The organism is Acinetobacter sp. Tr-809 (genome assembly GCF_011753255.1).
Taxonomy (GTDB): domain Bacteria; phylum Pseudomonadota; class Gammaproteobacteria; order Pseudomonadales; family Moraxellaceae; genus Acinetobacter.
The window spans coordinates 254039-275034 of sequence record NZ_VWVZ01000006.1 but is presented as its reverse complement, the minus strand read 5'-3'; the positions used below and the strand labels follow the sequence as shown (position 1 = coordinate 275034).

Genomic DNA, 20996 nt, shown 5'->3' with positions numbered 1-20996 from the left:
TTATGGCTCATAACGAATCCGTTCTTAAGGTGATTTAATGGTAAAACCAACAACCCAAGTCATGATGAACAATGAACAATCTGCACTGAATACACAAGGTGTGATTCCGCAAGAAGCAGAAACAACATTGGAGAGTATCTTTCCAATGATGCAGCATATTGCACGTTGGCTCATCCATTCGGGTGTTGGCTATACTGATTTCGTAGCTGCACTTAAACCCATTTTTTATCAACAAGCATTAGTAGAATTAGAACGAATCCAACAAAATAAAACCGACTCAGCCGTGAGTTTGTTATCTGGTCTACATCGCAAAGATGTCAGTGCGTTTAGATTACAGGCCAATCAAACATCAACTGAAGCCCCCAATTTTGCCATTAGTGTGCCTGCCCGCGTTATTGCCCGCTGGATTGCACTCGACCTACCCCATCAAATTCCTGTTTCTGGTGAAGACAACAGCTTCGAGGCTTTGGTTAAGCATATTTCAACCGAGAAACATCCACGGTCAATCTTATTTGAGTTACAACGTCTAGGCGTGGTTGAGCAAATAGGCCAAGATGTACTGTTGCAACAAAATAGCTTTACCCCAGATAACCAAATGCAAGAAAGTAAAGCCCTCTTCTCAGCCAATCTCACAGACCATTTGGCTGCTGGTGTGGATAACTTTATTAGTGAGAAACCTTTTACTCATCTTGAGCAAGCTGTACATGCCGAAAATTTAACACCCCAATCGGTTGAAGCACTTCGACAGTTAAGTATCGAACTTTGGCAAGACATGGCAAAACAACTCTTAAATGCCGCGATCCAACATTGTGAACAAGACCAAGAAAAAGATGATGCACATTATCAATTTCGATTTGGCGTTTACCAATACGATAGTCAGATAAAACTACAAGTGCCTTATATCTTTAAGGAAAAATAAAAAATGCGAAGCTTACTGCTCCCTCTCGTTTCTCTCATTCCAGTGCTTAGCCTTACGGCTTGTGGAGAAAATTTTTCTGTCGCTAATGTCAGTCTGGGTGGAAGTGGATCTGGTACCCAAAAGCCACTTCCTGGTGGTGACACTGGGGGAATTTCAAACCCATCTACGGGTGACAAGGATGAAGTCTATGAATATGTGGTCACTGTTCCACAGGAAACGCAAGACACCTGTATGGGCATACAACGCAATATGCGCTTGATCGATTGGGAAACCAAACAGGCTTTGCCAATAGGCCTCACTCAGCCGATTAACATCACACCATTACAAATTGAGATTAAAAACACCACACCGAATTATGTCTATCAACTGGTTCCACTATGCAGCCCTATCGAGTTTCAGCTTGACCAAACACCTATGGCCTTTGGGCAATCGTTAAGATGTGGCGCCGATCAAGATGAACTGCAATTACTTCGGCCATATGAAACACGTACCTACGAGCTGAGCTTAAGCTTTGCAGAAACTGAACTTCCGTTCATCGTAAGTTACAACGCCTTTTATCAGACAGAATTACCAAAGGCTGACACGGTATGGAAAAAATGTGATGCCGTAAAAATGGTCGTCCCTATTCATAAACGTCGTGTTCCAAAAGTGATTGGAACAGAAGAGCCACCTATTACTAACCCAGAGATACCTACAGGTGAACATCCTGAAATACTTGCTGGGGAAACTGCGGATTAATATTTACTAAGACCAAAAATTAAAACCCGAGTTTTGCATCCTGCAAAACTCGGGCAAATGAGGTTGTGCTTTCAAACTTTTTATTATCCTGCGTCCATCGCATGCATCATATCCATGATGACTTTTCCATCTCAGCGTCGCTATCCCTAAGCGGAAGTCCATTCCTGCGTCCTTGTGCTGATGTATTTAGAATAAACCTTTTATCAAGGTCCGACTATTCGTTGCAGACTTAAATCCATGTACGAAATAACGTACATTAATTAGTTAAACTTTAAAATCAGTCGATTGCACGAGTGCTCCAGACATTGTGTCAATTTTGCATTTGTTGCTTATGTGGTTGAGCTAAAGAATCTGTCACCTGCTTTTCCTCTTGTTCCGCCTTTTCGATTCCGTCTTGTATTGCTTGTTGAGCTTCTTTTTCATCCTCTGCTGTCTGTTCCAATGCCTCTTGCTGCTGTTCAAAGACACGCCCTGTTTGTAATACCACATAGACTGGAAAATGATCAGAACCGATATGTGGCAGGCGCTTCATCTCAACTAAACCAAAATCGGTACTATGAAAGATATGATCAAGCGACCATCTCAATAAAGGATAATCTGCATGGAAGGTATTCATAAAATGGCGTCCGACTCGAGGATCAAGCAAACCACTAATACGCTGAAATAAACGCGTTGTTCTCGACCAAGCCACATCGTTTAAATCCCCCATCACAATACAACTCTGATCCAAATCTTTAATTTGATCACCAACAATTAACAATTCTGCATCTCTTAGTGTTGAATCTTTTGCTTCTGTTGGACTTGGTGGTTTTGGATGCAAACAATACAACTGCACCTGCACGCCCGATGGCAAAGTCAAACATGTATGAATAGAAGGAATTTCATCACTTAAGATAAATTTAACTTCAGTATTATTTAAAGGTAAACGGCTATACAGATGCATTCCGTACAAATTTTCTAAGGGAACAGGTACTCGAAATGGATAATCTTGCTCAATCTTACTCAAGGCTTGTTGCCAAGCTGAATTAGATTCAAGTGTAAGAACAAGATCAGGTTTTAACGTTTCAATATGCTCGATCAGCAGATGATATTTATGATTTGGTGTCAGGACATTTGCAACCAGTAGTGAAATTTGTTGCTCAGGATTGAATTGTTCCTTTTTCACTTTCTGGACTTGTTTTCGCCATAACGGGGTATAAGGCAGAACCATTTTTAATTGATAAGCAAGCGCAGCCACTAGACCAATAAACAGTAATTCTGTACTCAAAGTCCAATCAGAAAGCACAAATAACATTGCAAAAAATGTGATGATGCCGAGTGACAATATTTGTAATCTGGGAAAGTCTGCCCCACGAAACCACCATTCATCTCTGGGGATCAAAGACCAAAATGAAAGCCATATCACCAGTGCTGCACAAATCTGAATCCATATCATGTTCATTTTTCTCTTTAGGGTAGCATAGATTTACAATAAAGTTTCCGCTTTATCAATTTTCTATCTAATATAAACAAGTTATTCCACTCAATAAACGCACTGTTTTATTTCAGTAAAGCTTGCAGTTGTGGGCACTTTTGATACACTCAAACCCCTTTAAATTTTTTTACATACCGAGGCACAATGACATGAAAGTAGGTCTGGTCGGTTGGCGTGGGATGGTTGGTTCTGTCCTGATGCAACGTATGGTTGAAGAGAATGATTTTGCTCATATTGAGCCATTCTATTTCTCTACCAGTAATGCAGGTGGCGAAGCACCTTCATTTGGTGGTAAGACTGCCCCAGCACTTATGGATGCAACAGACATTAACAGTCTGAAGCAAATGGATGTCATTTTAACCTGCCAAGGTGGTGATTATACTTCAGAAGTTTTCCCTAAGCTTAAAGCTGAAGGTTGGGATGGCTATTGGATTGATGCTGCATCAACGCTGCGTATGGCAGATGACGCAATCATCGTTCTTGATCCAGTTAACTTGAATGTGATCAAAGATGGTTTGGTCAATGGCACTAAGACTTTCGTTGGCGGTAACTGTACCGTTTCATTGATGTTGATGGGCTTAGGTTCACTATTCCAAAATAACTTGGTGGAATGGGCAACTTCAATGACCTATCAGGCAGCGTCTGGTGCAGGTGCGCAGAACATGCGTGAACTAATCACTGGCATGGGCTATTTGTATAACAATACTAAGACATTATTGGATGACCCTAAATCTGCAATTCTTGATATTGACCGTCAAATCGCAGACTTACAACGTGGCGAAGGCTTCCCGAAAGCAAACTTTGGTGTGCCATTAGCGGGTTCATTGATCCCGTATATCGACAAACAACTCGAAAGTGGTCAATCAAAAGAAGAATGGAAAGGTCAAGTTGAAACCAACAAGATCTTGGGTAACCAGCAAATCGTTCCGATTGATGGTCACTGTGTCCGTATTGGTGCAATGCGTTGCCATTCTCAAGCGATTACTTTGAAACTGAAAAAAGATGTCCCGCTTGATGAAATCGAAGATATGATTCGTAACTCTAGCCAATGGGCAAAAGTAGTTCCAAATACCCGCGAAGCATCAATGACTGATCTAACCCCTGTTGCTGTAACTGGTACCTTAACTGTTCCTGTGGGCCGTTTACGTAAACTGAATATGGGTAAAGAATACCTCGGTGCATTTACTGTAGGTGACCAACTGCTTTGGGGTGCTGCTGAACCATTACGTCGTATGCTTCGTATTCTCGTAGAATACAAGAACGCTTAAGCAAAAATTCCTAAAAATCAAAAGCCGATCACATTTGATCGGCTTTTTTCTTGCGATGAAAGATGAATAATTTACAATTCATTTACATCACGGTAATGTATACTTTTTCCTGACTATAACATCACTTTTTCATGGATCGAGATGACTGTTTATAACAAATTAAAAATTGCCATTTTAGCCATCATTTCTTCGCAACACCTTTATGCAATTACGCTTGATCCAATTCAAATCCAGTCTGCACCTGGTGAACTTCTCTATGCAGAAATGAGTTTCCACCAAGCAGATGCCAACTCTAAATTAGATGTCAGTTTGGCAACACCTGAAGATTTACTGATGATTGGTGCTGCACATCAGCCACCCTCTAGTCTCAATTTTTTTACGCGTCGCAATAATCAAGGCGAAGGTGTGATTGTGATCACCTCTACACGCCCAATGACCGATGCGGAATTGAATATTATTTTAAAAATTCAGGAAGGTGGCGCATCTCATTTAAAACATATTCGCCAACCGATGCGTCAAGTCGCGAAAGCACCTTTAGCAAAGAATGCCAATGAAAAATCACTGACGCCCAAATTTATTGTTAGTGAAAAAGATATTGCTTTAAACCTACCTGAAAGTACACGCTTTAATGTTGCGAACTCAAATCCGCAGGTGCAAAGTTTAAAACAAGAAACGCTCCTGAATGCACCATTTACCCTTCCACCAGTATTAGAAACACCGAAAGCAACGGCTACAGCAGCAGTTAGTGCCAGCGCTGTTTCGATTGTTCCACCTGTAAAAGTAGAAACAACAACAGCAGCCATTACTTCGCCAATGCCACAACCAGCGAAACCTGTCGCGGAAAAAGTACAGCAACAACCGAAAGCAGCACCGCTCAAGCAGGAAATGAACCAAACTGCAAATGCGGCGACCACCGCCAAGCAAAATGCGGCAGTGGATCAGGAACAGAAAGCAGCAGACCTAAAAACGGTCGAAACCAAAGAGAAAAATAAAGCTGCTGATCCAGTTAAACAAACTGTACAAGCAACTAAGAAAAAAACGCCATCTACTACACCAAGCAACGACAAAGCCCAGCAACATGTGGTGCAGCGTAATGAGTCGTTATGGAGTATTGCACAACATGTTGCAGCACAAACACAGCAACCTGTTGCTCAGGTCATGAATCAAATCAAAGCACAAAATGAACATGCCTTTATTGGTGGTAATGCCAACCGCCTTAGACAGGGCTCACATTTAAACTTTAATCTCGCTGCAACATCTACACAGCAAAATAAAAACACCAATCAAATTGCAACACAAACACAGCGTCCTACCGTTGGAAAAGCCAAATATCGCTTACAACAAGCTGAAATGTCTCTGCTGGCTGAGAGTAATCAAGATTCCAGTACTGGAAGTGCCAAAAAAGACACATTACAGCAAAAAACCAGTGCTGATTTATCATTAAAAGTTATGACAGCACGAGAAAAAACCGTTACATTACAAAGAAACGTAACACAGTTAGAATTGGCACTACGTCAGAAGGAACAACGTATTCAGCTGTTAAATGCTCGGCTTGCCGAACTGCAAGATCAGTTGAAAGCGCAACAGGACACTAAAAAGCCAACACGCTAGGTTACGAGATTATTCTCATAAATTTGCACAAAAGCGGCTCTATCTTTAAGGGGTATAGATCATGTCAACTATAATCATTGTACTGCTCGTCATTGTACTGATTGTAGCTATCGTTTTAAAAAAACGTGAAAGCAATCAAGCCAATACTGCACCTAAAAAAGGTGCAAGTAAAACGACAAAAAAAGCAGCGACACGATCTGCTTCACGAACCACACTGGTACGTGAAGAGCAAGAGCCAGCAGCACCTCCAACAACTACGGTGATTTCTGAAAGCTTACGCCAAAAACTTGAACAACAAATTCAAAGTGGTAACTTCCAAGCTGCCGAGGCGCAAATCAATCAAGCCTTAAAACAAGACAATTCTCAACATGAACTGTATTTGTTTTTACTTGATATTCACTTAAAGCAAAAAGATGATTTGGCAATTGATCAGTTGATCAAGCATATTCATGCCTTAAAACTTGAAGATATTGCGCAAGCAGCTGAAGCGAAGTACCGTGAATATGAGCAGAATAAACAACCTGACTCAATTGAATTTAACTTAGCATCGCATAGCTTTCAGCAAACACCTGCATCTGAACCACAGGTTCAAAGCAACATCGCTGACTTTGATGCTTTAGTCCAAACACCAGCAGCACAATCATTTGATGACCTACAATCAGAATATGCTGCTCCTGCGGAAGAAACCAAGCCAGCAGAACCTGTACCAGACGTACAACCTTTAGACTTCAACTTTTCTTTTGAACAAAAACAAGCAGTTGAATCGGTGCCTGCACCCGTTGAAGCATCTGAAAGCAAAGAACAGCAACCACTTGAGTTTTCTTTTAACTTAGAATCAACAACACCAAGCGCTGAAGAACCGAAAGTTGAAGAAATAAAGCCAGCGTTAGATTTTGACTTCGCCAACTTAGAAGTAGCGTCAAATCAAACCGAAGAAAAAACACCTGTTGAAGAAGCTGCACCAAGTTTAGATTTTAATTTTGAACCAACAATTGAAAAAACTGAGCAGCCTGCACCGCTAAAGACAGCAGAATTTTCGTTTGAAGTTGAAAAACCTGCAGCAGTAGTTGAACCTCAACCTGAGTTTATTGCCCCTGTAGCTCCTACTCCTGCTGTTGCTATCCATGATCCATTGGCACAATCTTTCCCAGACCTACAACAACTTGATGAAGCACAACTGAATTTAGAGCTTGCAGAGCAGTATATTGAATTAGGTGCATATGATTCTGCGCGCGAATTGTTAAAAAACAACTCGTCGTTTAGTGCAGAACAACAGCAACGTTCAGAAAATTTACTGAATAAAATAGCTTCCTGAATTTGATCAGTCTAATATAAGCAGTCTCTCAGACTGCTTTTTTTATGATGAAAACAATCGCTTTAATTTATATGGGTGGGACGTTTGGTTGTATTGGTGAGCCATTAATGCCAATGCCTGAACAGGATTTTTTGCCTTTATTGAGTCAGGTCATTCCCCCTCATTTACAAGTCGAATGTTTTGCTGCACCTAGTATTAAAGACAGTAGTGCGTGCACCGCAACAGATTGGTTAAAACTAGTACAACAAATCCAGCAATTACAGCTCAATGGCTTTCAGCATTTTGTCATTATTCATGGAACAGACACCCTGAGTTATGCTGCAGCAACATTAGCACGTTTTTTAGGTCATTCTTGCCACGCGATTATTACCGGTAGCCAGTATCCATTACTCAATACCGATGGCAACAATACTCGAGAATTTACCGATGCGATTGCTAATCTCTATTTAGCACTGGAACAGGTTCTCAGCTTGCCAAGTGGTGCCTACCTCGCCTTTCATCAGCAAGTCTTTCATGCACAAACCACTTTAAAAGCACATACGACTGAGTTAGATGCATTTGTCGGTGTTAAGGCAGAACAAAACTGTTCAACCACCACTGCCTATTTTATTGTACAAAATGAACACCTTGAGCAAGCAGCTCAACTGAGTGTACTGAATCTAATGCTACAACCGGTTGCAAAAGAGCAGTTGATCCAACAGTTAAAAAATCTTCTATTTTCACCTCCAAACTTTTTAGTTCTACAGGGTTTTGGCACAGGTAATATTGCTGTGAATGATGAAATCCTAGCGTTATTTGAGCAGCTCTATCAGCAGCAGTGCTTAGCTATTATCAGCACCCAAGTAACTTTTGGACAAATCGATCAACGCTATGCTGTCAGCTCATGGATTCAATCTGCCAAAGTTTTAGTCGATGATTGCCATAGCCATGCCGATTTATATGCAAAAGTCTTGCAAATGTATTTAAAATACCCGACCCACGAACAATGGTTCGCGCATTGGCATCAACATTAATTCTGAGGTTAGAACATGCAACGTTATGCAATCGGTATTGAATTTTGCGGTACTCAATACCGTGGTTGGCAAACCCAGCAGGCTGGCGTGATCACTGTTCAGGAAACCATAGAAAAAGTTCTCAGCACCATTGCCAATGAACCCATCATTTTGCATGGTGCTGGACGAACCGATGCAGGCGTGCATGCAACCAATATGGTGGCGCATTTCGATACCGAAGCCATTCGCCCAGAACAAGGCTGGATTCGTGGTGCAAACAGTCAACTACCTAAAGATATTTCAATCCAATGGATTAAATCTATGGATGAAGATTTCCATGCGCGTTTCAAAGCAGTGGCGCGTCGTTATCGCTATGTAGTGTATAACGCTCCGACTCGCCCTGCCTTGTTATATAAACAGGTCACCCATCTTTATCAAACGCTTGATGTACAAAAGATGATTGCGGCGGCAGCAAAATTTGAGGGTACCCATAATTTCGAGACTTTCCGCGCTGCAGCCTGTCAATCCAACCAACCAGTACGCCATGTAAAACACTGTCGTTTATTCGAACATGGTCGTTATCTGGTCTTAGATATTCAAGCAGATGGCTTCTTGCACCATATGGTGCGTAATATTATGGGATGCCTGCTTGAAATTGGGCAAGGTATGTATGAGATTGATCATATTGATACTATGTTTGCAGCAGAAGACCGCACCGCTGCAGGCATAACCGCTCCACCTGATGGTTTATATTTTATTCAGTCTTACTATCCTGATGAGTTTGATTTACCACAGCTACCCTTAGGTCCACACTGGTTAAATTTAGCTGAATAACAAAAAAAGCCTTATCACAATGATAAGGCTTTTTATTTAGAATCAATTAACGTTGTTTGCGCTTGCGATATTCGACTGGGGTTTCATTGGTCCAACGCTTAAAGGCACGATAGAAAGTACTTGGTTCAGAGAAACCTGTTAAATATACGATACGCTCGACGCTTTCATTGGTATTTGCTAATAATTTTTTCGCTAAACGACAACGATAATCAGAAAGAATCTGCTGGAAGCTGGTATTGGCTTCACTCAGTTGTGTTCTTAAACGACGAGGAGTGATATTCAACTGAGCTGCCACCGTTTCCAAAGTGGTTTCACCACTTTCAAGAGTTGATCCAATCGCTCGACGAACTTCACCCACCAGATCATACCGCGCCAGTTCTTGTAATTTCTCAATCGCTAATTGTTCATGCAATTGTAGCAATTCAGGCTCTGCTTGCCAGAGTGGATAATCAAGTACGGCAGCATCAAAATAAAGACGGGTTTCTTTTTGCCCTAAACTAACAGGACAGCCATACACTCTAAAGTATTCATCATCATCAGCACCCTCATTGAAGTTAAAATCAATGTAAATTGGATGAAACTGACCTTCAGTAATAAATTTAAAGAAACGTAAAATGCCTGACATAGCACATTCAGAAAAATGGCGATTCACCAAATTATCTGGCCAATACTGTTCACCATTACTCAGATAACAACGACCATCTTCGATCACCAATTTGGCATCGAAAGCATCACTAATCAGGCGTTGATAAGCCAAAGCTCGCTTTAAGCCTTCGCCAAAGGTTTCACTACTAATAAAGAGATGTTCAATCACTTGCCCACGATAAAGAGGTAAGTGTTCACCAAGATGAAGTCCGATATCAGGATCGTTACTGACATCCTGTGCAGCGATCCAAAACGCATTTTGTGCACTGAGTGGCGTTCTTGCATTGGTATCCACCTGATTTAATGCCACACCAGCCTTTGTTAAAATCTCTTCAGTTGGTAATCCTGCTTTACGAATTGCCTGATAACCAAAGCGCAATACAACTGATGCATCTGTTAGCTGACCCACGCTGTGCCCTTCCCTGTAGATACGTTATTATGACAATGAACAACAATTTTAGATTAACGTTGATTGACCAAACTGACAACAATATTCTGCTTATTTTGTTAAAAAAATTCATAGATTGTCTGACAGTTCCTTTCGGTTAATAACTGACAGCCTCTCACAGACTTGATCTTGTAAATTTTAAATAAATTGTCTATAATTTGCGCCTTCCCAATTTGATCTCAGGTAGGCTATGGCCAATAAAGAGGAACTCATTGAGTTCGAAGGCGTTGTCACCGAAACGCTTCCTAATACGATGTTCCGTGTACGTTTAGAAAACGGTCACGAAGTTATTGCTCACATTTCTGGTAAAATGCGTAAACACTATATTCGTATTTTGACAGGTGACAGTGTTAAAGTTGAAATGACACCTTATGATTTAACTAAGGGTCGTATCACTTATCGTGCGCGCTAAGTCAGATTAGTGAATGCAAAAAAGCCACATTATGTGGCTTTTTTTATTTTTATATCAATTATTTGAGTTTATTCACTTAGGCGCGTGGTTTTACAGCCCACCGTCTGGCATTCACGTATACGTTCTTGCAACCAATTATTACGCTCTTGGGTCGTGGTTAAACGGCACTGAACATTAACTGAACTTTGTACATCATCAGTGCATTCTGCATCACGATGGCGAATCCAGGCCAGTTGCGATTTTTTCAAAATTTTTTGTTGTGTGTCGTTCAGTTGCTTACGCAATTGCTGATAGTTTTTATTTAAATCGGCATCAGCACTGGCATAAATTTTATTGGTACAGTAGATATCATCATAAGTGTTGCGAGCATTGTCGCAATTATCTGCATAGCTCAATGTCGCCATTGCCCCACAGATCAAGCCAAATATTATTTTGCGCATGAAATTGTCCAAATCGCTTAATTATCATTGCTATCTAAGCATATTTTACTGAGCTTGAACATTGCCCAAAAGTAGGTAGCTTTATACATTTTTGTCTTTGCATTGTTCTGTCGTTAGAATAGTTAAATTGACTATACATTAAGGAAAATAAGATGGCGAATTATAAAATATACCTAGCTGCTCTCATTTTAGGACTACAAGGATGTGCAACTTCTGGATGGCAATCAGTTCGACTTCAAGACTATTTACAGCCTTATATTGGACAATCAGCAGATCAAATTCAGCAGAATCTCAATCTGAGAACTTTAGGTTTTCAAACCTTAAAACAACCTCAAAGAAGCGATGAAAATTTAGTCTTTACGGTGCTTCGCCCAATCAATATTCCAGTCCCTATCGCACAGTCTTATGGTGATGCCAGTTCACCTATGAGCGGTTCAGTCCGTTTAGGCTCCATTTCAACCAGCCAACAGTCCTATGACGTTAATTTTTATTGCCACATTATCTTTGAACTGGATCAACAACAAATTGCACGCTCCATTCGTTATGAAGGTAAAGCCTGCTAATTCATTCAATAAAAAAACGCAGCTATAGCTGCGTTTTTTATTGGCTTTAATGCTTCTTAGTTCAATGCTGTCACTACAGCTTCGCCCATCGCATCAGTACCGACCTTGCTCATACCTTCTGACATGATATCGGCAGTACGTAAGCCTTGATCTAAAACCTGACCGACTGCATCTTCAATCGCTTTCGCAGCAGCTTCCTCACGGAAGGTATAACGCAACATCATCGCCACTGAAAGCACTGTTGCGAGTGGGTTAGCAATATTTTGACCTGCGATATCTGGTGCAGAACCATGACATGGTTCGTACATCCCTTTGCCATTTTCGTCTAAAGACGCAGATGGCAACATACCGATTGAACCGGTTAACATCGCGGCTTCATCGGAGAGAATATCCCCGAACAAATTACCTGTGACAATCACATCAAACTGCTTCGGCGCACGCACCAATTGCATCGCAGCATTATCCACATACATATGCGACAACTGAATATTTGAATACTGTGCTTGCTGTAAATCCGTAACCGTTTGCTTCCACAACTCCGTCACTTCAAGTACATTAGCTTTATCTACTGAACATACTTTACCACCACGTAATCCAGCCAGTTCAAAAGCAACTTTAGCGATGCGCTTGATTTCACTTTCTGAATAAACGTCAGTGTTATAACCCTGCTTTTCACCATTTTCAAGTTCTCGAATACCACGTGGTTGACCAAAGTAGATCCCACCTGTTAATTCACGAACAATCAAAATATCAAGGCCTGCAACAATTTCTGGCTTCAAGCTTGAAGCATCTGCCAATTGCGGGTACAGAATTGCAGGACGTAAATTAGCAAATAAGTTTAATTCGCTACGAATTTTTAATAAGCCACGTTCAGGGCGGATTGAGCGTTCGATGGTATCCCACTTAGGCCCACCAACAGCACCAAGTAAAATCGCATCCGCTTTTTTTGCCTGTTCACTGGTCACAGTTGGGTACGGTTCACCATGTGCATCAATTGCTGAGCCACCCAGTAAACCATGTTCCCATGTCAAACCTAGATTAAATTTATCATTGACCTTGGTTAAAACCTTTTCAGCAGCAGCTACGATTTCAGGACCAATGCCATCACCCGCTAAAATTAAAATATGCTTAGACATCTATTTTTCCAGTTTCCTATGTGCAGCTTTGACACTGCGAGCCGATTAAATCTTTTTCTCAACAAACTCACCTAGTCCCGTACTCACGTCAAACGGACGGCAAAAACGGCGAATGGTGTGTTGCTCTTGTTGTAAATCCACGCACAACGGATCAGGTACAGAAACATTAAGTAAGCTGCCTGAACGACGTGTTCGGTCTCGGTACATTTTAAAGGTATAGCGCACATGCGGTTTAAATGCATGAATCACATGGAAAGTCTCAGCACGATCAGGTGAGATTGGGTAAAAACGAATCACAACTTCATATTGCTTGGCAGGCACACTTAAGTAGACCTGCTGTTTACGACTAAATACTGAGCCATGTAATCGTACAATGCCACGTTCCATTGCCTGTTGGCTAATTCGGCGGGTCTTTGCATCAATGACCGCAATATCACCGATTCGTTCAAACTCACAATTCTCAACGCCTGAACAATATAAAGTTGTGTTGTCCGCCTTACTTTCTAACGTGTTTTGTGCGATACGAACTTGATCCACCACATTGGGTGCATTTTGACACGCGGTCAATGTCGTAACAGCGCATAGACACAGTAAAATACTGCGAGCGAGTCTTCTTTTCATTATTCAAGCCCAGTCCTCATGTCTTGTTAACATGTAAGCAAAATATTATCCGCTAGCATGTTAACAAGAGTTCAATCTCTGCGCTATGCCTATGTTAAAAATGTCTAAAACCCAAGTTTTGTTTGTTGCACCCAAACTTAAGCTTGAATATCCTGAAATACCCAAGGACGTGCTTGTTTTGCTTTCTCTTCAAAAGCACGAATATCATCTGCAACTTGTAAAGTTAAGCCAATATCATCCAAACCATTCAATAAGCAATGTTTACGGAATGGATCGATTTCAAACTTAAATGCTTCACCTGCGGGCGTACGAACTTCCTGTGCTTCTAAATCAATCGTAAGTTGATAACCTTCTGTTTCGGCACACTCTTTAAATAACTGATCCACAGTCTGTTCAGATAAGATCACAGGTAACATGCCATTTTTAAAGCAGTTATTAAAGAAAATATCGGCAAAGCTAGGCGCAATTACGGTACGGAATCCGTATTCATTCAATGCCCATGGCGCATGCTCACGGCTTGAACCACAACCAAAGTTAGTACGTGCCAATAAAATACTTGAACCTTGATAGCGCGGTTGATTTAACACGAAATCAGGATTCTTTGGACGTTTACTAATGTCTTGGCCTAAGAAACCTTCGTCTAAATAGCGCAACTCATCAAATAAGTTGTCACCAAAACCTGTGCGTTTAATCGATTTCAAAAACTGCTTTGGAATGATTAAATCAGTATCCACATTGGCACGATCTAAAGGTCCAACAATACCTTGTTCTACAGTGTATTTTTCCATGATCTTGCTCCCTTAGAATGAACGAACGTCAACAAAATGACCTGCAATGGCGGCTGCGGCTGCCATCGCTGGACTCACTAAATGCGTCCGTCCACCATTGCCTTGACGACCTTCAAAATTACGATTCGAGGTTGAAGCACAATGTTCACCCGGTTGTAACTTGTCAGCATTCATCGCCAAACACATTGAACAACCCGGTTCACGCCACTCAAAACCTGCTGCCAAGAAAATTTGATCTAAACCTTCTTGCTCAGCTTGCTGTTTCACCAAACCAGAACCCGGAACAATCATCGCCTGCTTAATACTTGAAGCAACTGTACGACCTTTTACGACATCTGCAGCAGCTCGGATATCTTCAATACGCGAGTTAGTACATGAGCCAATGAAAACACGATCTAACTGAATATCCGCCAAAGCTTGACCAGCAGTTAAACCCATATATTGATAAGCACGGGTCCAGTCATTACGTTGGACATCATCTTTGGCTTGTTCTAAGGTTGGTACTGCCTGCGAAACAGGAATCACCATTTCTGGAGAAGTTCCCCAAGATACTTGTGGCTCAATCTCTGCACCATTCAATACCACTACGGCATCAAATACAGCATCTTCATCCGAATGCAAGGTATCCCAGTATGCGACTGCTTGATCCCACTGCTCACCTTTAGGTGCATAGTTACGGTCTTTCACATAGGCAATGGTTTTGTCATCGACTGCAACCATTCCAACACGAGCACCTGCTTCGATTGCCATATTACATACGGTCATACGGCCTTCGATTGACATGTCACGGAATACTTGCCCGCCAAACTCAATGGCATAACCTGTACCACCGGCAGTACCAATCTTGCCGATAATTGCTAACACAACATCTTTCGAAGTCACGCCTTTGCCTAATACACCATCGACACGAACCAACATGTTCTTCGATTTTTTCTGTACTAAACATTGTGTTGCCAACACATGCTCAACTTCCGATGTTCCAATCCCGTGTGCTAAACATCCGAAAGCACCATGCGTTGCGGTATGCGAATCACCACAGACTACGGTCATACCAGGTAAAGTCAAGCCTTGCTCTGGACCAACGACATGGGCAATCCCTTGACGGATATCATTAATACCAAACTCAACGATATTAAAGGTTTTGCAATTGTCATCTAAGGTTTGTACTTGAATACGCGAGGTATCGTCCTCAATCCCAGCAATCCCCTGTTCGCGTTCTTTTTTAGAGGTGGGCACGTTATGGTCAGGCGTCGCCACATTGGCACTCAAACGCCAAGGTTGACGATCAGCAAGCTGTAAGCCTTCGAAAGCTTGAGGACTGGTCACTTCATGTAATAAATGGCGATCGATATAAATTAAGCTCGAACCATCATCACGTTGTTTTACTAAATGGTCATCCCATAATTTGTCATACAAGGTTTTGCCTGTTTGGGTCTTGCCTGCCATGTCCTCGCCTCCATCGTGCTTGCCATTGGTCTGGGTATTTTCATCTTGAATTAATTATAGCAACCACTTCACATAAATCTAATTTATCATTTTTATAAATTAACAAACTTTTAGGAATGATAAATTGGAATTTTATATCTTGATCATCTCATTTTAAATTAAAAATTTAAATCATCTTGGCTTAGTGCATTTCATACACACCATAGCTTTGAGTGGCTTATTTTAAATGAATCATCTCACGATTTATAAATCCAATCGTCCTAAATTGAAATTTCTTTTTTACATTTTATTCGATAATGATTATTATTTACATATATAGAGATTCTTAAGGGCATCCCCATGACTCGTATTAAAAAATTTGTACATAACAATCGTCGAACTTTTAAAAAAACTTTAAGTTATTATATTGTGCATATCAGTGTTGCAATGATGGTTGCTTATGTGATTACAGGAAACTTTTGGATTGCAGCGACCTTAAGTTTGCTTGAACCAACGGTACAAGCCTTTGCTTTTTTCTTTCATGAAAAGATTTGGAATCATTTCGAATTTAAATTAAATAAAGATACTCAACAGCTTTAAAATTTCTTTGGATACTCTTGTATGAATCTCGCTGCTTTTGAAGCATTTGTAAAAGTCATGGAAACAGGTTCGATTTCCATTGCAGCAGAACAATTATTTATTACCCAACCCGCAGTCACCAAACGGATTCATAGCTTAGAAGACTACTTCGGGGTCAAGCTGTTTGAATCTGCAGGTCGGGGAATTCAGCCCACCCATGCAGCGCATTCTCTATTACCTAAAGTTCGTACTTGGTTAAATGAATTAGGGGAAATTCACCATACCTTAAGTCATGAACAAGCGCAGGTCCAAGGCCGCTTAAAAATAGGTACTAGCCATCATATTGGCTTACATCATCTAGCGGAACCACTTAAAAACTTTGTTCAGCATTATCCTCAAGTGACCTTAGATGTGCATTTTGTCGACTCTGAGCAAGCGCATGAACAAGTTTTGGCAGGTGAACTGGAACTGGCTTTTTTAACCTTACCACCAGTTGGAGATGATCGCCTTAAATACGTCACCATCTGGAATGATCCATTGGTTTTTGTTACTGCTCCGTTTCATCCTTTGGCTCAGCAAGCACAACTAAAACTCGAAGACCTGATTGCCTACCCAAGCCTTTTACCAGCAGCACAAACCTATACCAGTCAAATTACCCTTTCAGAATTTGAAAAAAATAACTTAAAACCGAAAATTACCATGAGCAATAATCCTCTTGAGTCAATCAGAATGCTGGTGTCGATTGGTTTAGGTTGGTCAGTTTTACCCAAAACTTTGGTCAATCAAGATTTAAAACAACTCGATTTAAAGCTGGATATGCAGCGTCAGCTCGGTATGGTTTGGCATCCTTCACGGATTCAGTCTAAAGCGGCTGAGGAGTTAATTCGAATGATGCATGTTGGCTAGCGAAATCTTTAATCGCCACCGCCACCACCACAGCTGCTGCAACTACTACAGCTACTGCTACTTCCGCAACTCGAAGAGGATGACGAAGACTGAGCTTGCAGATACTGTGCATAATCCTTGGTCATCAACTCTAAATTAAAATATTGCCCATCCTGCCAATTTAAGGCCTGATCAATCGCAAACAGTCTAGGTAACAGTGTGGTATTTCTTGGCTGATAGGCATGTAAACTACAGCTATTTCGCCATGCTTCAAATAGCTGTTGGGCTTGTTGCTTAGACGTGATGTTGCCGTCATAAGGATTATGCTGTAGTTGACGACCAATCGTTTGTTGACATAACTGCTGATATTGTTTTGGAAACTCCAACATCACATGCCATAAAGAATCAACCGCATGTGAAGGCATGGCATACGCTTGTTTTTGCATAACATGCAAAGCCAAGTAATCCTTAAATCCTACTTCGATCAATTGTCGTTGTTTTAGCCCTAATTCTGGGTAGTAATATCTAAATTGACTCCAGAACATTGGATCAAATTTGAGTTGCTCAATCTTTTGTAGTTTCTTGAACTTGGAACGCGCAATCAAGGCAAGATTTAGCACAATCACAGTCCAAAGCAAAGGTAAGATTACCCAAGCAGTAAAAAGCTGTTGCTGCCAACTGTACATAACTATCAATAGCAAGATCGGGAGAGCGATCCATCGCTTTTTGATCATCGGTTGTTGTCGTTTTAATTGCAGTAATGCATCAATTGAAATAGAAGTCGGTACTTCCTGATTTATTTTTATTTTCATAAAATGATATTAAAAATAAATGATGACATTAATATGACAAAAAAATCCACCTTTGAGGAGACCCTCTTCAAGTTAAGTAAGCGATCGAGTCATTTATTTTGTTGATGCTAACACCTGCCTACTATTAAAGAGCATCCTCTCCAGCGAGCTGAATTTTAGCATCCGCAATCGCATGCATAAATTGCTGATAGTCATTTAAGTTACGAGCCTCATACTGTAATGCATACTCCTGCAGTACCTTGATAATGGTATCACCCTCACCTAAATACCCTCTCAAGACATCAGCATTACCTGCTTTGGCGTGTGCATGGGCCAAAGCCAGACCACAACTATCAGCATATTCTTGAAAAAAAGCATCATCCATGCCAGCCAAATCAATAGATACTTTCATATCACGCAGTTGGCGAACCAAATAATCTTGTTGTTGCGCACTTGAATATCCTAAGAAAATATCACTCGCAGCTTGCATGAGTTGCTGACCATAGACCACTCGCTCCCCTTCATGTGGAACTTTCTGTAAAAACAATGGACTTAAAATCGAAGGATTGGCTTCTTTCATCTGTAAAATAAGAGGTTCACGATCCGCATCTTCAAACAAGGCAATGGCTGAGCGCGTCCCGACACTCCCCACGCCAACAACTTTCAAAGCCACATCAGTACATTGATAGCGGTCAAATAAAACTTGGCGATCATATTTCAGTGTGCTGCGATATTTCTCAAAAAAAGCATCAACGCCTTCAGCAAAGGGCTCATCTGTTTGAGGATGCCAAAGTAAAGGTTCATCATCAATAAAATGGCGAAACCCTGTGGCTTCATCCTGTTGCGTCAATTTTGGTAAAATTGAAGAACTATTCCGACGTGATGCAGTACTGACTTTTTTTTCTAATTTTTTACGGACTTTCTGGTTTTCAGTTTTTTCCAATAAGGTCGTGGCATCAATTTTTTCATACCAAATTTGTAAAGGAGATAATACGATTTGTTGTTCTAAATGAGTGATATATGCATTTAACATCCGTTGAATTGCTTTTAAACCAGCCTCCTCTCCCAAACCTATATCTTTCGCGGCAATCACAAAGCTGGTCACCAAGCGCTTTAGATCCCATTCAAACGGCGCAACCAATGTTTCATCAAAGTCATTAATACCAAATAACAGATTACGCTCTGGACTGGCAAATCCCCCAAAGTTGCTCAAATGGCAATCGCCACAAATTTGCTGAAACAGGCCTGAATTGCTCTGCTCCCAAACTTGGTCAAATAACATCAGGGCTGGCATACCACGATAGAAGGTAAATGGAGATACACTCATCCGCTTGGCACGAATTGGTTTTAGCCGCTCCAAGCGCCCCTCATTACTCCAATCATAAAGGGTTAAAGCTGTAATCTCTTTTGGGCGTTCTGATAGCTGTGCCAATTGTTCACGTGGAATTCTTTTCCGTTGCGATTTCCCAAAAGCAAAACCTTCGCTTTTGGTCAGCAACTTACCTTGATAGCGGTGTCGCGTCAGATCAACACTTTGTTCTGTCCACAGTTGTTTTGGTAATTTAATTTGTAGTTTTGACATATCACGCTCTCAATCTATTTAGTCAGAATTTCTATATTTCTCTAGATATAATGCGTCATTCAATATTTTTTATTGTTGTTCATACATTGCCAAATACCCCCACTTACAGCAGGTGATATTTGACATCAAATCATCAGTTTATATCGACCAGTCCTGGATCTCCCAAGCTTGCTGTTGTGCCAGTTTTTCTAAACGATCATCTGGATTCACAGCAATCGCATGCGTGGCATATTCAAGCAAGAAACGATCATTAATTGAATCAGAATAAGCCCATGACTCTATGACTGATCGTCCATCGAGCCATTGATCTAAACGTGCGAGCTTGCCTTTTTGATAACACGGAATCCCCGTCACTTTGCCTGTATATTGACCATCCACCACTTCAGCATTGGTTGCAATAATTTCAGTAATGCCAAATTCACGGAAAATCGGTGCGGTAATAAAGTCACTTGTTGCGGTAATTCCAACCAGCACATGTCCTAGATCCTGATGTCTTTTAATCGCATCAAAACCCTTAGGACGCATTTGTGGACGGATTACTTTTTGCATAAACAACTGATGTAACTCAGTTAAATAATTATTATCGTGTTTAGTCAGAAATTCAAAAACAAATTCGTTATAGGCAATCGGGTCAAGTTGCCCTGCTTTATAATCCTCATAGAACTTGTCATTCATTTGACGATGATGAACTGGATCAACCAAACCTTCATTGACCAAAAATTCACCCCAAGAGTGATCAGAGTCAGTATTTAACAGGGTGTGATCTAAATCAAACAAAGCCAATTGCATAGAATTTCTCGTTTAAACTGAAAATTAAGAAAAAAAATGTAAATCTATCTCCGCTAGTCGATAGAAATTCGTTAAGATCATAGCAATTTTTAAACATTTTACTTTGACCTTTTTCGAGTTGGGCAAAAGAGTGACTGTCCCCGAGATCAAAGTCAACGATATAGACAAAATTTAGGTAGCCAAATGATCGACTCAGAAGGTTTCCGACCCAACGTCGGGATCATTTTGGCAAACGATGACGGACAAGTTTTATGGGCAAAGCGCATTGGTCACAATGCTTGGCAATTTCCACAAGGAGGTATCCAATTTGGAGAAACCCCTGAACAGGCACTTTTTCGTGAACTGAGAGAAGAAGTCGGTTTATTGCCCGAACACGTCCAAATTATAGCGCAAACAAAAGGCTGGCTGCGTTATCGTTTGCCACATCGGTACATTCGGTCAGATTCAGATCCGGTATGTATTGGTCAAAAGCAAAAATGGTTTTTACTGAAATTAACGGCATCGCCTCATCATATTCAGTTAAACCTCTCAGACCCACCCGAATTCGATGAGTGGCAATGGGTGAGTTATTGGTATCCATTAGGTCAAGTGGTCAACTTCAAACGAGATGTTTACCGAAAAGCCATGATGGAGTTATGTTTACAACTACCTCAGCGACAATAAGCTTCAGTTGATATTTCAACCACTCTCGTTGCCGCAAACATCTGTAAAAAATCAATAGTGTCTCTTGTTAAATCATCA

22 protein-coding genes are annotated in these 20996 nt (G+C 40.9%); 12 read left to right on the top strand and 10 right to left on the bottom strand.

Going from position 1 to position 20996, the window contains the following annotated elements:
* The first annotated feature begins 37 nt into the window (after window positions 1-37).
* Window positions 38-919, top strand: a complete 882-nt coding sequence (locus F3J02_RS14930; RefSeq protein ID WP_167250504.1) for a DUF6502 family protein — start codon at window positions 38-40, stop codon at window positions 917-919.
* A gap of 3 nt (window positions 920-922) precedes the next feature.
* Entirely contained in the window at window positions 923-1657 is a 735-nt protein-coding gene (locus tag F3J02_RS14925) for a hypothetical protein (protein ID WP_167250502.1), read from the top strand.
* Between the two features lie 310 nt (window positions 1658-1967).
* On the opposite strand, the gene F3J02_RS14920 is transcribed toward F3J02_RS14925, so the two are convergent.
* Entirely contained in the window at window positions 1968-3092 is a 1125-nt protein-coding gene (locus F3J02_RS14920) for an endonuclease/exonuclease/phosphatase family protein (protein ID WP_167250596.1), read from the bottom strand.
* 188 nt (window positions 3093-3280) lie between these two features.
* On the opposite strand from F3J02_RS14920, the gene asd reads away from it, so the two are divergent.
* The 5 genes from asd (at window position 3281) to truA (ending at window position 9151) form a co-directional block, all read left to right on the top strand.
* A complete protein-coding gene (asd, locus tag F3J02_RS14915) occupies window positions 3281-4399 on the top strand; it encodes an aspartate-semialdehyde dehydrogenase (protein WP_005210320.1) in 1119 nt (372 codons plus the stop codon).
* A gap of 141 nt (window positions 4400-4540) precedes the next feature.
* Window positions 4541-6010, top strand: coding sequence for a FimV domain-containing protein (locus F3J02_RS14910; RefSeq protein ID WP_167250500.1), 1470 nt, complete (start codon window positions 4541-4543; stop codon window positions 6008-6010).
* 61 nt (window positions 6011-6071) lie between these two features.
* Window positions 6072-7325: a FimV domain-containing protein gene (locus F3J02_RS14905; RefSeq protein ID WP_167250498.1), complete on the top strand. Its 1254-nt coding sequence runs from the start codon at window positions 6072-6074 to the stop codon at window positions 7323-7325.
* A 44-nt stretch (window positions 7326-7369) separates the two neighbouring features.
* Complete coding sequence (locus F3J02_RS14900) at window positions 7370-8338, top strand: asparaginase domain-containing protein (protein ID WP_171526135.1); 969 nt, start codon at window positions 7370-7372, stop codon at window positions 8336-8338.
* A 15-nt stretch (window positions 8339-8353) separates the two neighbouring features.
* The gene (gene truA / locus F3J02_RS14895) at window positions 8354-9151 is read left to right on the top strand and encodes a tRNA pseudouridine(38-40) synthase TruA (RefSeq protein ID WP_167250496.1); all 798 of its coding nucleotides are present in this window, start codon (window positions 8354-8356) and stop codon (window positions 9149-9151) included.
* A 46-nt stretch (window positions 9152-9197) separates the two neighbouring features.
* On the opposite strand, the gene F3J02_RS14890 is transcribed toward truA, so the two are convergent.
* Window positions 9198-10205: an AraC family transcriptional regulator gene (locus F3J02_RS14890; RefSeq protein WP_167250494.1), complete on the bottom strand. Its 1008-nt coding sequence runs from the start codon at window positions 10203-10205 to the stop codon at window positions 9198-9200.
* Window positions 10206-10434: 229 nt separating this feature from the next.
* Between F3J02_RS14890 and infA the strand changes: the two genes are divergently transcribed.
* Complete coding sequence (infA, locus tag F3J02_RS14885) at window positions 10435-10656, top strand: translation initiation factor IF-1 (protein ID WP_001284370.1); 222 nt, start codon at window positions 10435-10437, stop codon at window positions 10654-10656.
* Between the two features lie 68 nt (window positions 10657-10724).
* On the opposite strand, the gene F3J02_RS14880 is transcribed toward infA, so the two are convergent.
* Window positions 10725-11096 carry a lysozyme inhibitor LprI family protein gene (locus F3J02_RS14880; RefSeq protein ID WP_167250492.1) on the bottom strand — a complete coding sequence of 124 codons (372 nt, stop codon included), beginning with the start codon at window positions 11094-11096 and terminating at the stop codon, window positions 10725-10727.
* Window positions 11097-11248: 152 nt separating this feature from the next.
* Between F3J02_RS14880 and F3J02_RS14875 the strand changes: the two genes are divergently transcribed.
* Complete coding sequence (locus F3J02_RS14875; protein ID WP_167250490.1) at window positions 11249-11659, top strand: hypothetical protein; 411 nt, start codon at window positions 11249-11251, stop codon at window positions 11657-11659.
* Window positions 11660-11715: 56 nt separating this feature from the next.
* Here the strand turns inward: F3J02_RS14875 and leuB are convergent, their stop codons facing one another.
* From leuB to leuC, 4 genes are all read right to left on the bottom strand, one after another.
* Entirely contained in the window at window positions 11716-12795 is a 1080-nt protein-coding gene (gene leuB / locus F3J02_RS14870; protein ID WP_167250488.1) for a 3-isopropylmalate dehydrogenase, read from the bottom strand.
* Window positions 12796-12840: 45 nt separating this feature from the next.
* The gene (locus tag F3J02_RS14865) at window positions 12841-13416 is read right to left on the bottom strand and encodes a hypothetical protein (protein ID WP_167250487.1); all 576 of its coding nucleotides are present in this window, start codon (window positions 13414-13416) and stop codon (window positions 12841-12843) included.
* 137 nt (window positions 13417-13553) lie between these two features.
* Window positions 13554-14204 (bottom strand): 3-isopropylmalate dehydratase small subunit, encoded by a 651-nt coding sequence (gene leuD / locus F3J02_RS14860; protein WP_167250485.1) that lies wholly within the window; start codon window positions 14202-14204, stop codon window positions 13554-13556.
* A gap of 12 nt (window positions 14205-14216) precedes the next feature.
* Window positions 14217-15650 carry a 3-isopropylmalate dehydratase large subunit gene (gene leuC / locus F3J02_RS14855; protein ID WP_167250483.1) on the bottom strand — a complete coding sequence of 478 codons (1434 nt, stop codon included), beginning with the start codon at window positions 15648-15650 and terminating at the stop codon, window positions 14217-14219.
* 339 nt (window positions 15651-15989) lie between these two features.
* Between leuC and F3J02_RS14850 the strand changes: the two genes are divergently transcribed.
* Entirely contained in the window at window positions 15990-16229 is a 240-nt protein-coding gene (locus F3J02_RS14850; RefSeq protein ID WP_005192174.1) for a DUF2061 domain-containing protein, read from the top strand.
* Between the two features lie 21 nt (window positions 16230-16250).
* Complete coding sequence (locus F3J02_RS14845; RefSeq protein WP_167250480.1) at window positions 16251-17114, top strand: LysR family transcriptional regulator; 864 nt, start codon at window positions 16251-16253, stop codon at window positions 17112-17114.
* 8 nt (window positions 17115-17122) lie between these two features.
* Here the strand turns inward: F3J02_RS14845 and F3J02_RS14840 are convergent, their stop codons facing one another.
* The 3 genes from F3J02_RS14840 to F3J02_RS14830 all read right to left on the bottom strand — a co-directional run bounded on the left by F3J02_RS14840 (window position 17123) and on the right by F3J02_RS14830 (window position 20255).
* Complete coding sequence (locus tag F3J02_RS14840; protein WP_167250478.1) at window positions 17123-17905, bottom strand: hypothetical protein; 783 nt, start codon at window positions 17903-17905, stop codon at window positions 17123-17125.
* Between the two features lie 124 nt (window positions 17906-18029).
* Window positions 18030-19466 carry a DUF2252 domain-containing protein gene (locus F3J02_RS14835; RefSeq protein ID WP_167250476.1) on the bottom strand — a complete coding sequence of 479 codons (1437 nt, stop codon included), beginning with the start codon at window positions 19464-19466 and terminating at the stop codon, window positions 18030-18032.
* Window positions 19467-19604: 138 nt separating this feature from the next.
* Window positions 19605-20255: an HAD family hydrolase gene (locus tag F3J02_RS14830; RefSeq protein WP_167250474.1), complete on the bottom strand. Its 651-nt coding sequence runs from the start codon at window positions 20253-20255 to the stop codon at window positions 19605-19607.
* Between the two features lie 183 nt (window positions 20256-20438).
* Between F3J02_RS14830 and F3J02_RS14825 the strand changes: the two genes are divergently transcribed.
* Window positions 20439-20918, top strand: coding sequence for an RNA pyrophosphohydrolase (locus tag F3J02_RS14825; protein WP_167250473.1), 480 nt, complete (start codon window positions 20439-20441; stop codon window positions 20916-20918).
* Window positions 20919-20996: the final 78 nt, after the last annotated feature.

Bases quoted from the DNA above. Each gene is read 5' to 3' on its own strand.
- F3J02_RS14930 (WP_167250504.1), top strand. From the start codon at position 38: ATGGTAAAACCAACAACCCAAGTCATGATGAACAATGAACAATCTGCA.
- F3J02_RS14910 (WP_167250500.1), top strand. From the start codon at position 4,541: ATGACTGTTTATAACAAATTAAAAATTGCCATTTTAGCCATCATTTCT.
- truA (WP_167250496.1), top strand. From the start codon at position 8,354: ATGCAACGTTATGCAATCGGTATTGAATTTTGCGGTACTCAATACCGT.
- F3J02_RS14825 (WP_167250473.1), top strand. From the start codon at position 20,439: ATGATCGACTCAGAAGGTTTCCGACCCAACGTCGGGATCATTTTGGCA.
- F3J02_RS14845 (WP_167250480.1), top strand. From the start codon at position 16,251: ATGAATCTCGCTGCTTTTGAAGCATTTGTAAAAGTCATGGAAACAGGT.
- leuD (WP_167250485.1), bottom strand. From the start codon at position 14,204: ATGGAAAAATACACTGTAGAACAAGGTATTGTTGGACCTTTAGATCGT.
- F3J02_RS14850 (WP_005192174.1), top strand. From the start codon at position 15,990: ATGACTCGTATTAAAAAATTTGTACATAACAATCGTCGAACTTTTAAA.
- F3J02_RS14830 (WP_167250474.1), bottom strand. From the start codon at position 20,255: ATGCAATTGGCTTTGTTTGATTTAGATCACACCCTGTTAAATACTGAC.
- asd (WP_005210320.1), top strand. From the start codon at position 3,281: ATGAAAGTAGGTCTGGTCGGTTGGCGTGGGATGGTTGGTTCTGTCCTG.
- F3J02_RS14875 (WP_167250490.1), top strand. From the start codon at position 11,249: ATGGCGAATTATAAAATATACCTAGCTGCTCTCATTTTAGGACTACAA.
- F3J02_RS14900 (WP_171526135.1), top strand. From the start codon at position 7,370: ATGATGAAAACAATCGCTTTAATTTATATGGGTGGGACGTTTGGTTGT.
- F3J02_RS14865 (WP_167250487.1), bottom strand. From the start codon at position 13,416: ATGAAAAGAAGACTCGCTCGCAGTATTTTACTGTGTCTATGCGCTGTT.
- F3J02_RS14905 (WP_167250498.1), top strand. From the start codon at position 6,072: ATGTCAACTATAATCATTGTACTGCTCGTCATTGTACTGATTGTAGCT.
- leuB (WP_167250488.1), bottom strand. From the start codon at position 12,795: ATGTCTAAGCATATTTTAATTTTAGCGGGTGATGGCATTGGTCCTGAA.
- F3J02_RS14840 (WP_167250478.1), bottom strand. From the start codon at position 17,905: ATGAAAATAAAAATAAATCAGGAAGTACCGACTTCTATTTCAATTGAT.
- leuC (WP_167250483.1), bottom strand. From the start codon at position 15,650: ATGGCAGGCAAGACCCAAACAGGCAAAACCTTGTATGACAAATTATGG.
- F3J02_RS14920 (WP_167250596.1), bottom strand. From the start codon at position 3,092: ATGATATGGATTCAGATTTGTGCAGCACTGGTGATATGGCTTTCATTT.
- infA (WP_001284370.1), top strand. From the start codon at position 10,435: ATGGCCAATAAAGAGGAACTCATTGAGTTCGAAGGCGTTGTCACCGAA.
- F3J02_RS14835 (WP_167250476.1), bottom strand. From the start codon at position 19,466: ATGTCAAAACTACAAATTAAATTACCAAAACAACTGTGGACAGAACAA.
- F3J02_RS14880 (WP_167250492.1), bottom strand. From the start codon at position 11,096: ATGCGCAAAATAATATTTGGCTTGATCTGTGGGGCAATGGCGACATTG.
- F3J02_RS14925 (WP_167250502.1), top strand. From the start codon at position 923: ATGCGAAGCTTACTGCTCCCTCTCGTTTCTCTCATTCCAGTGCTTAGC.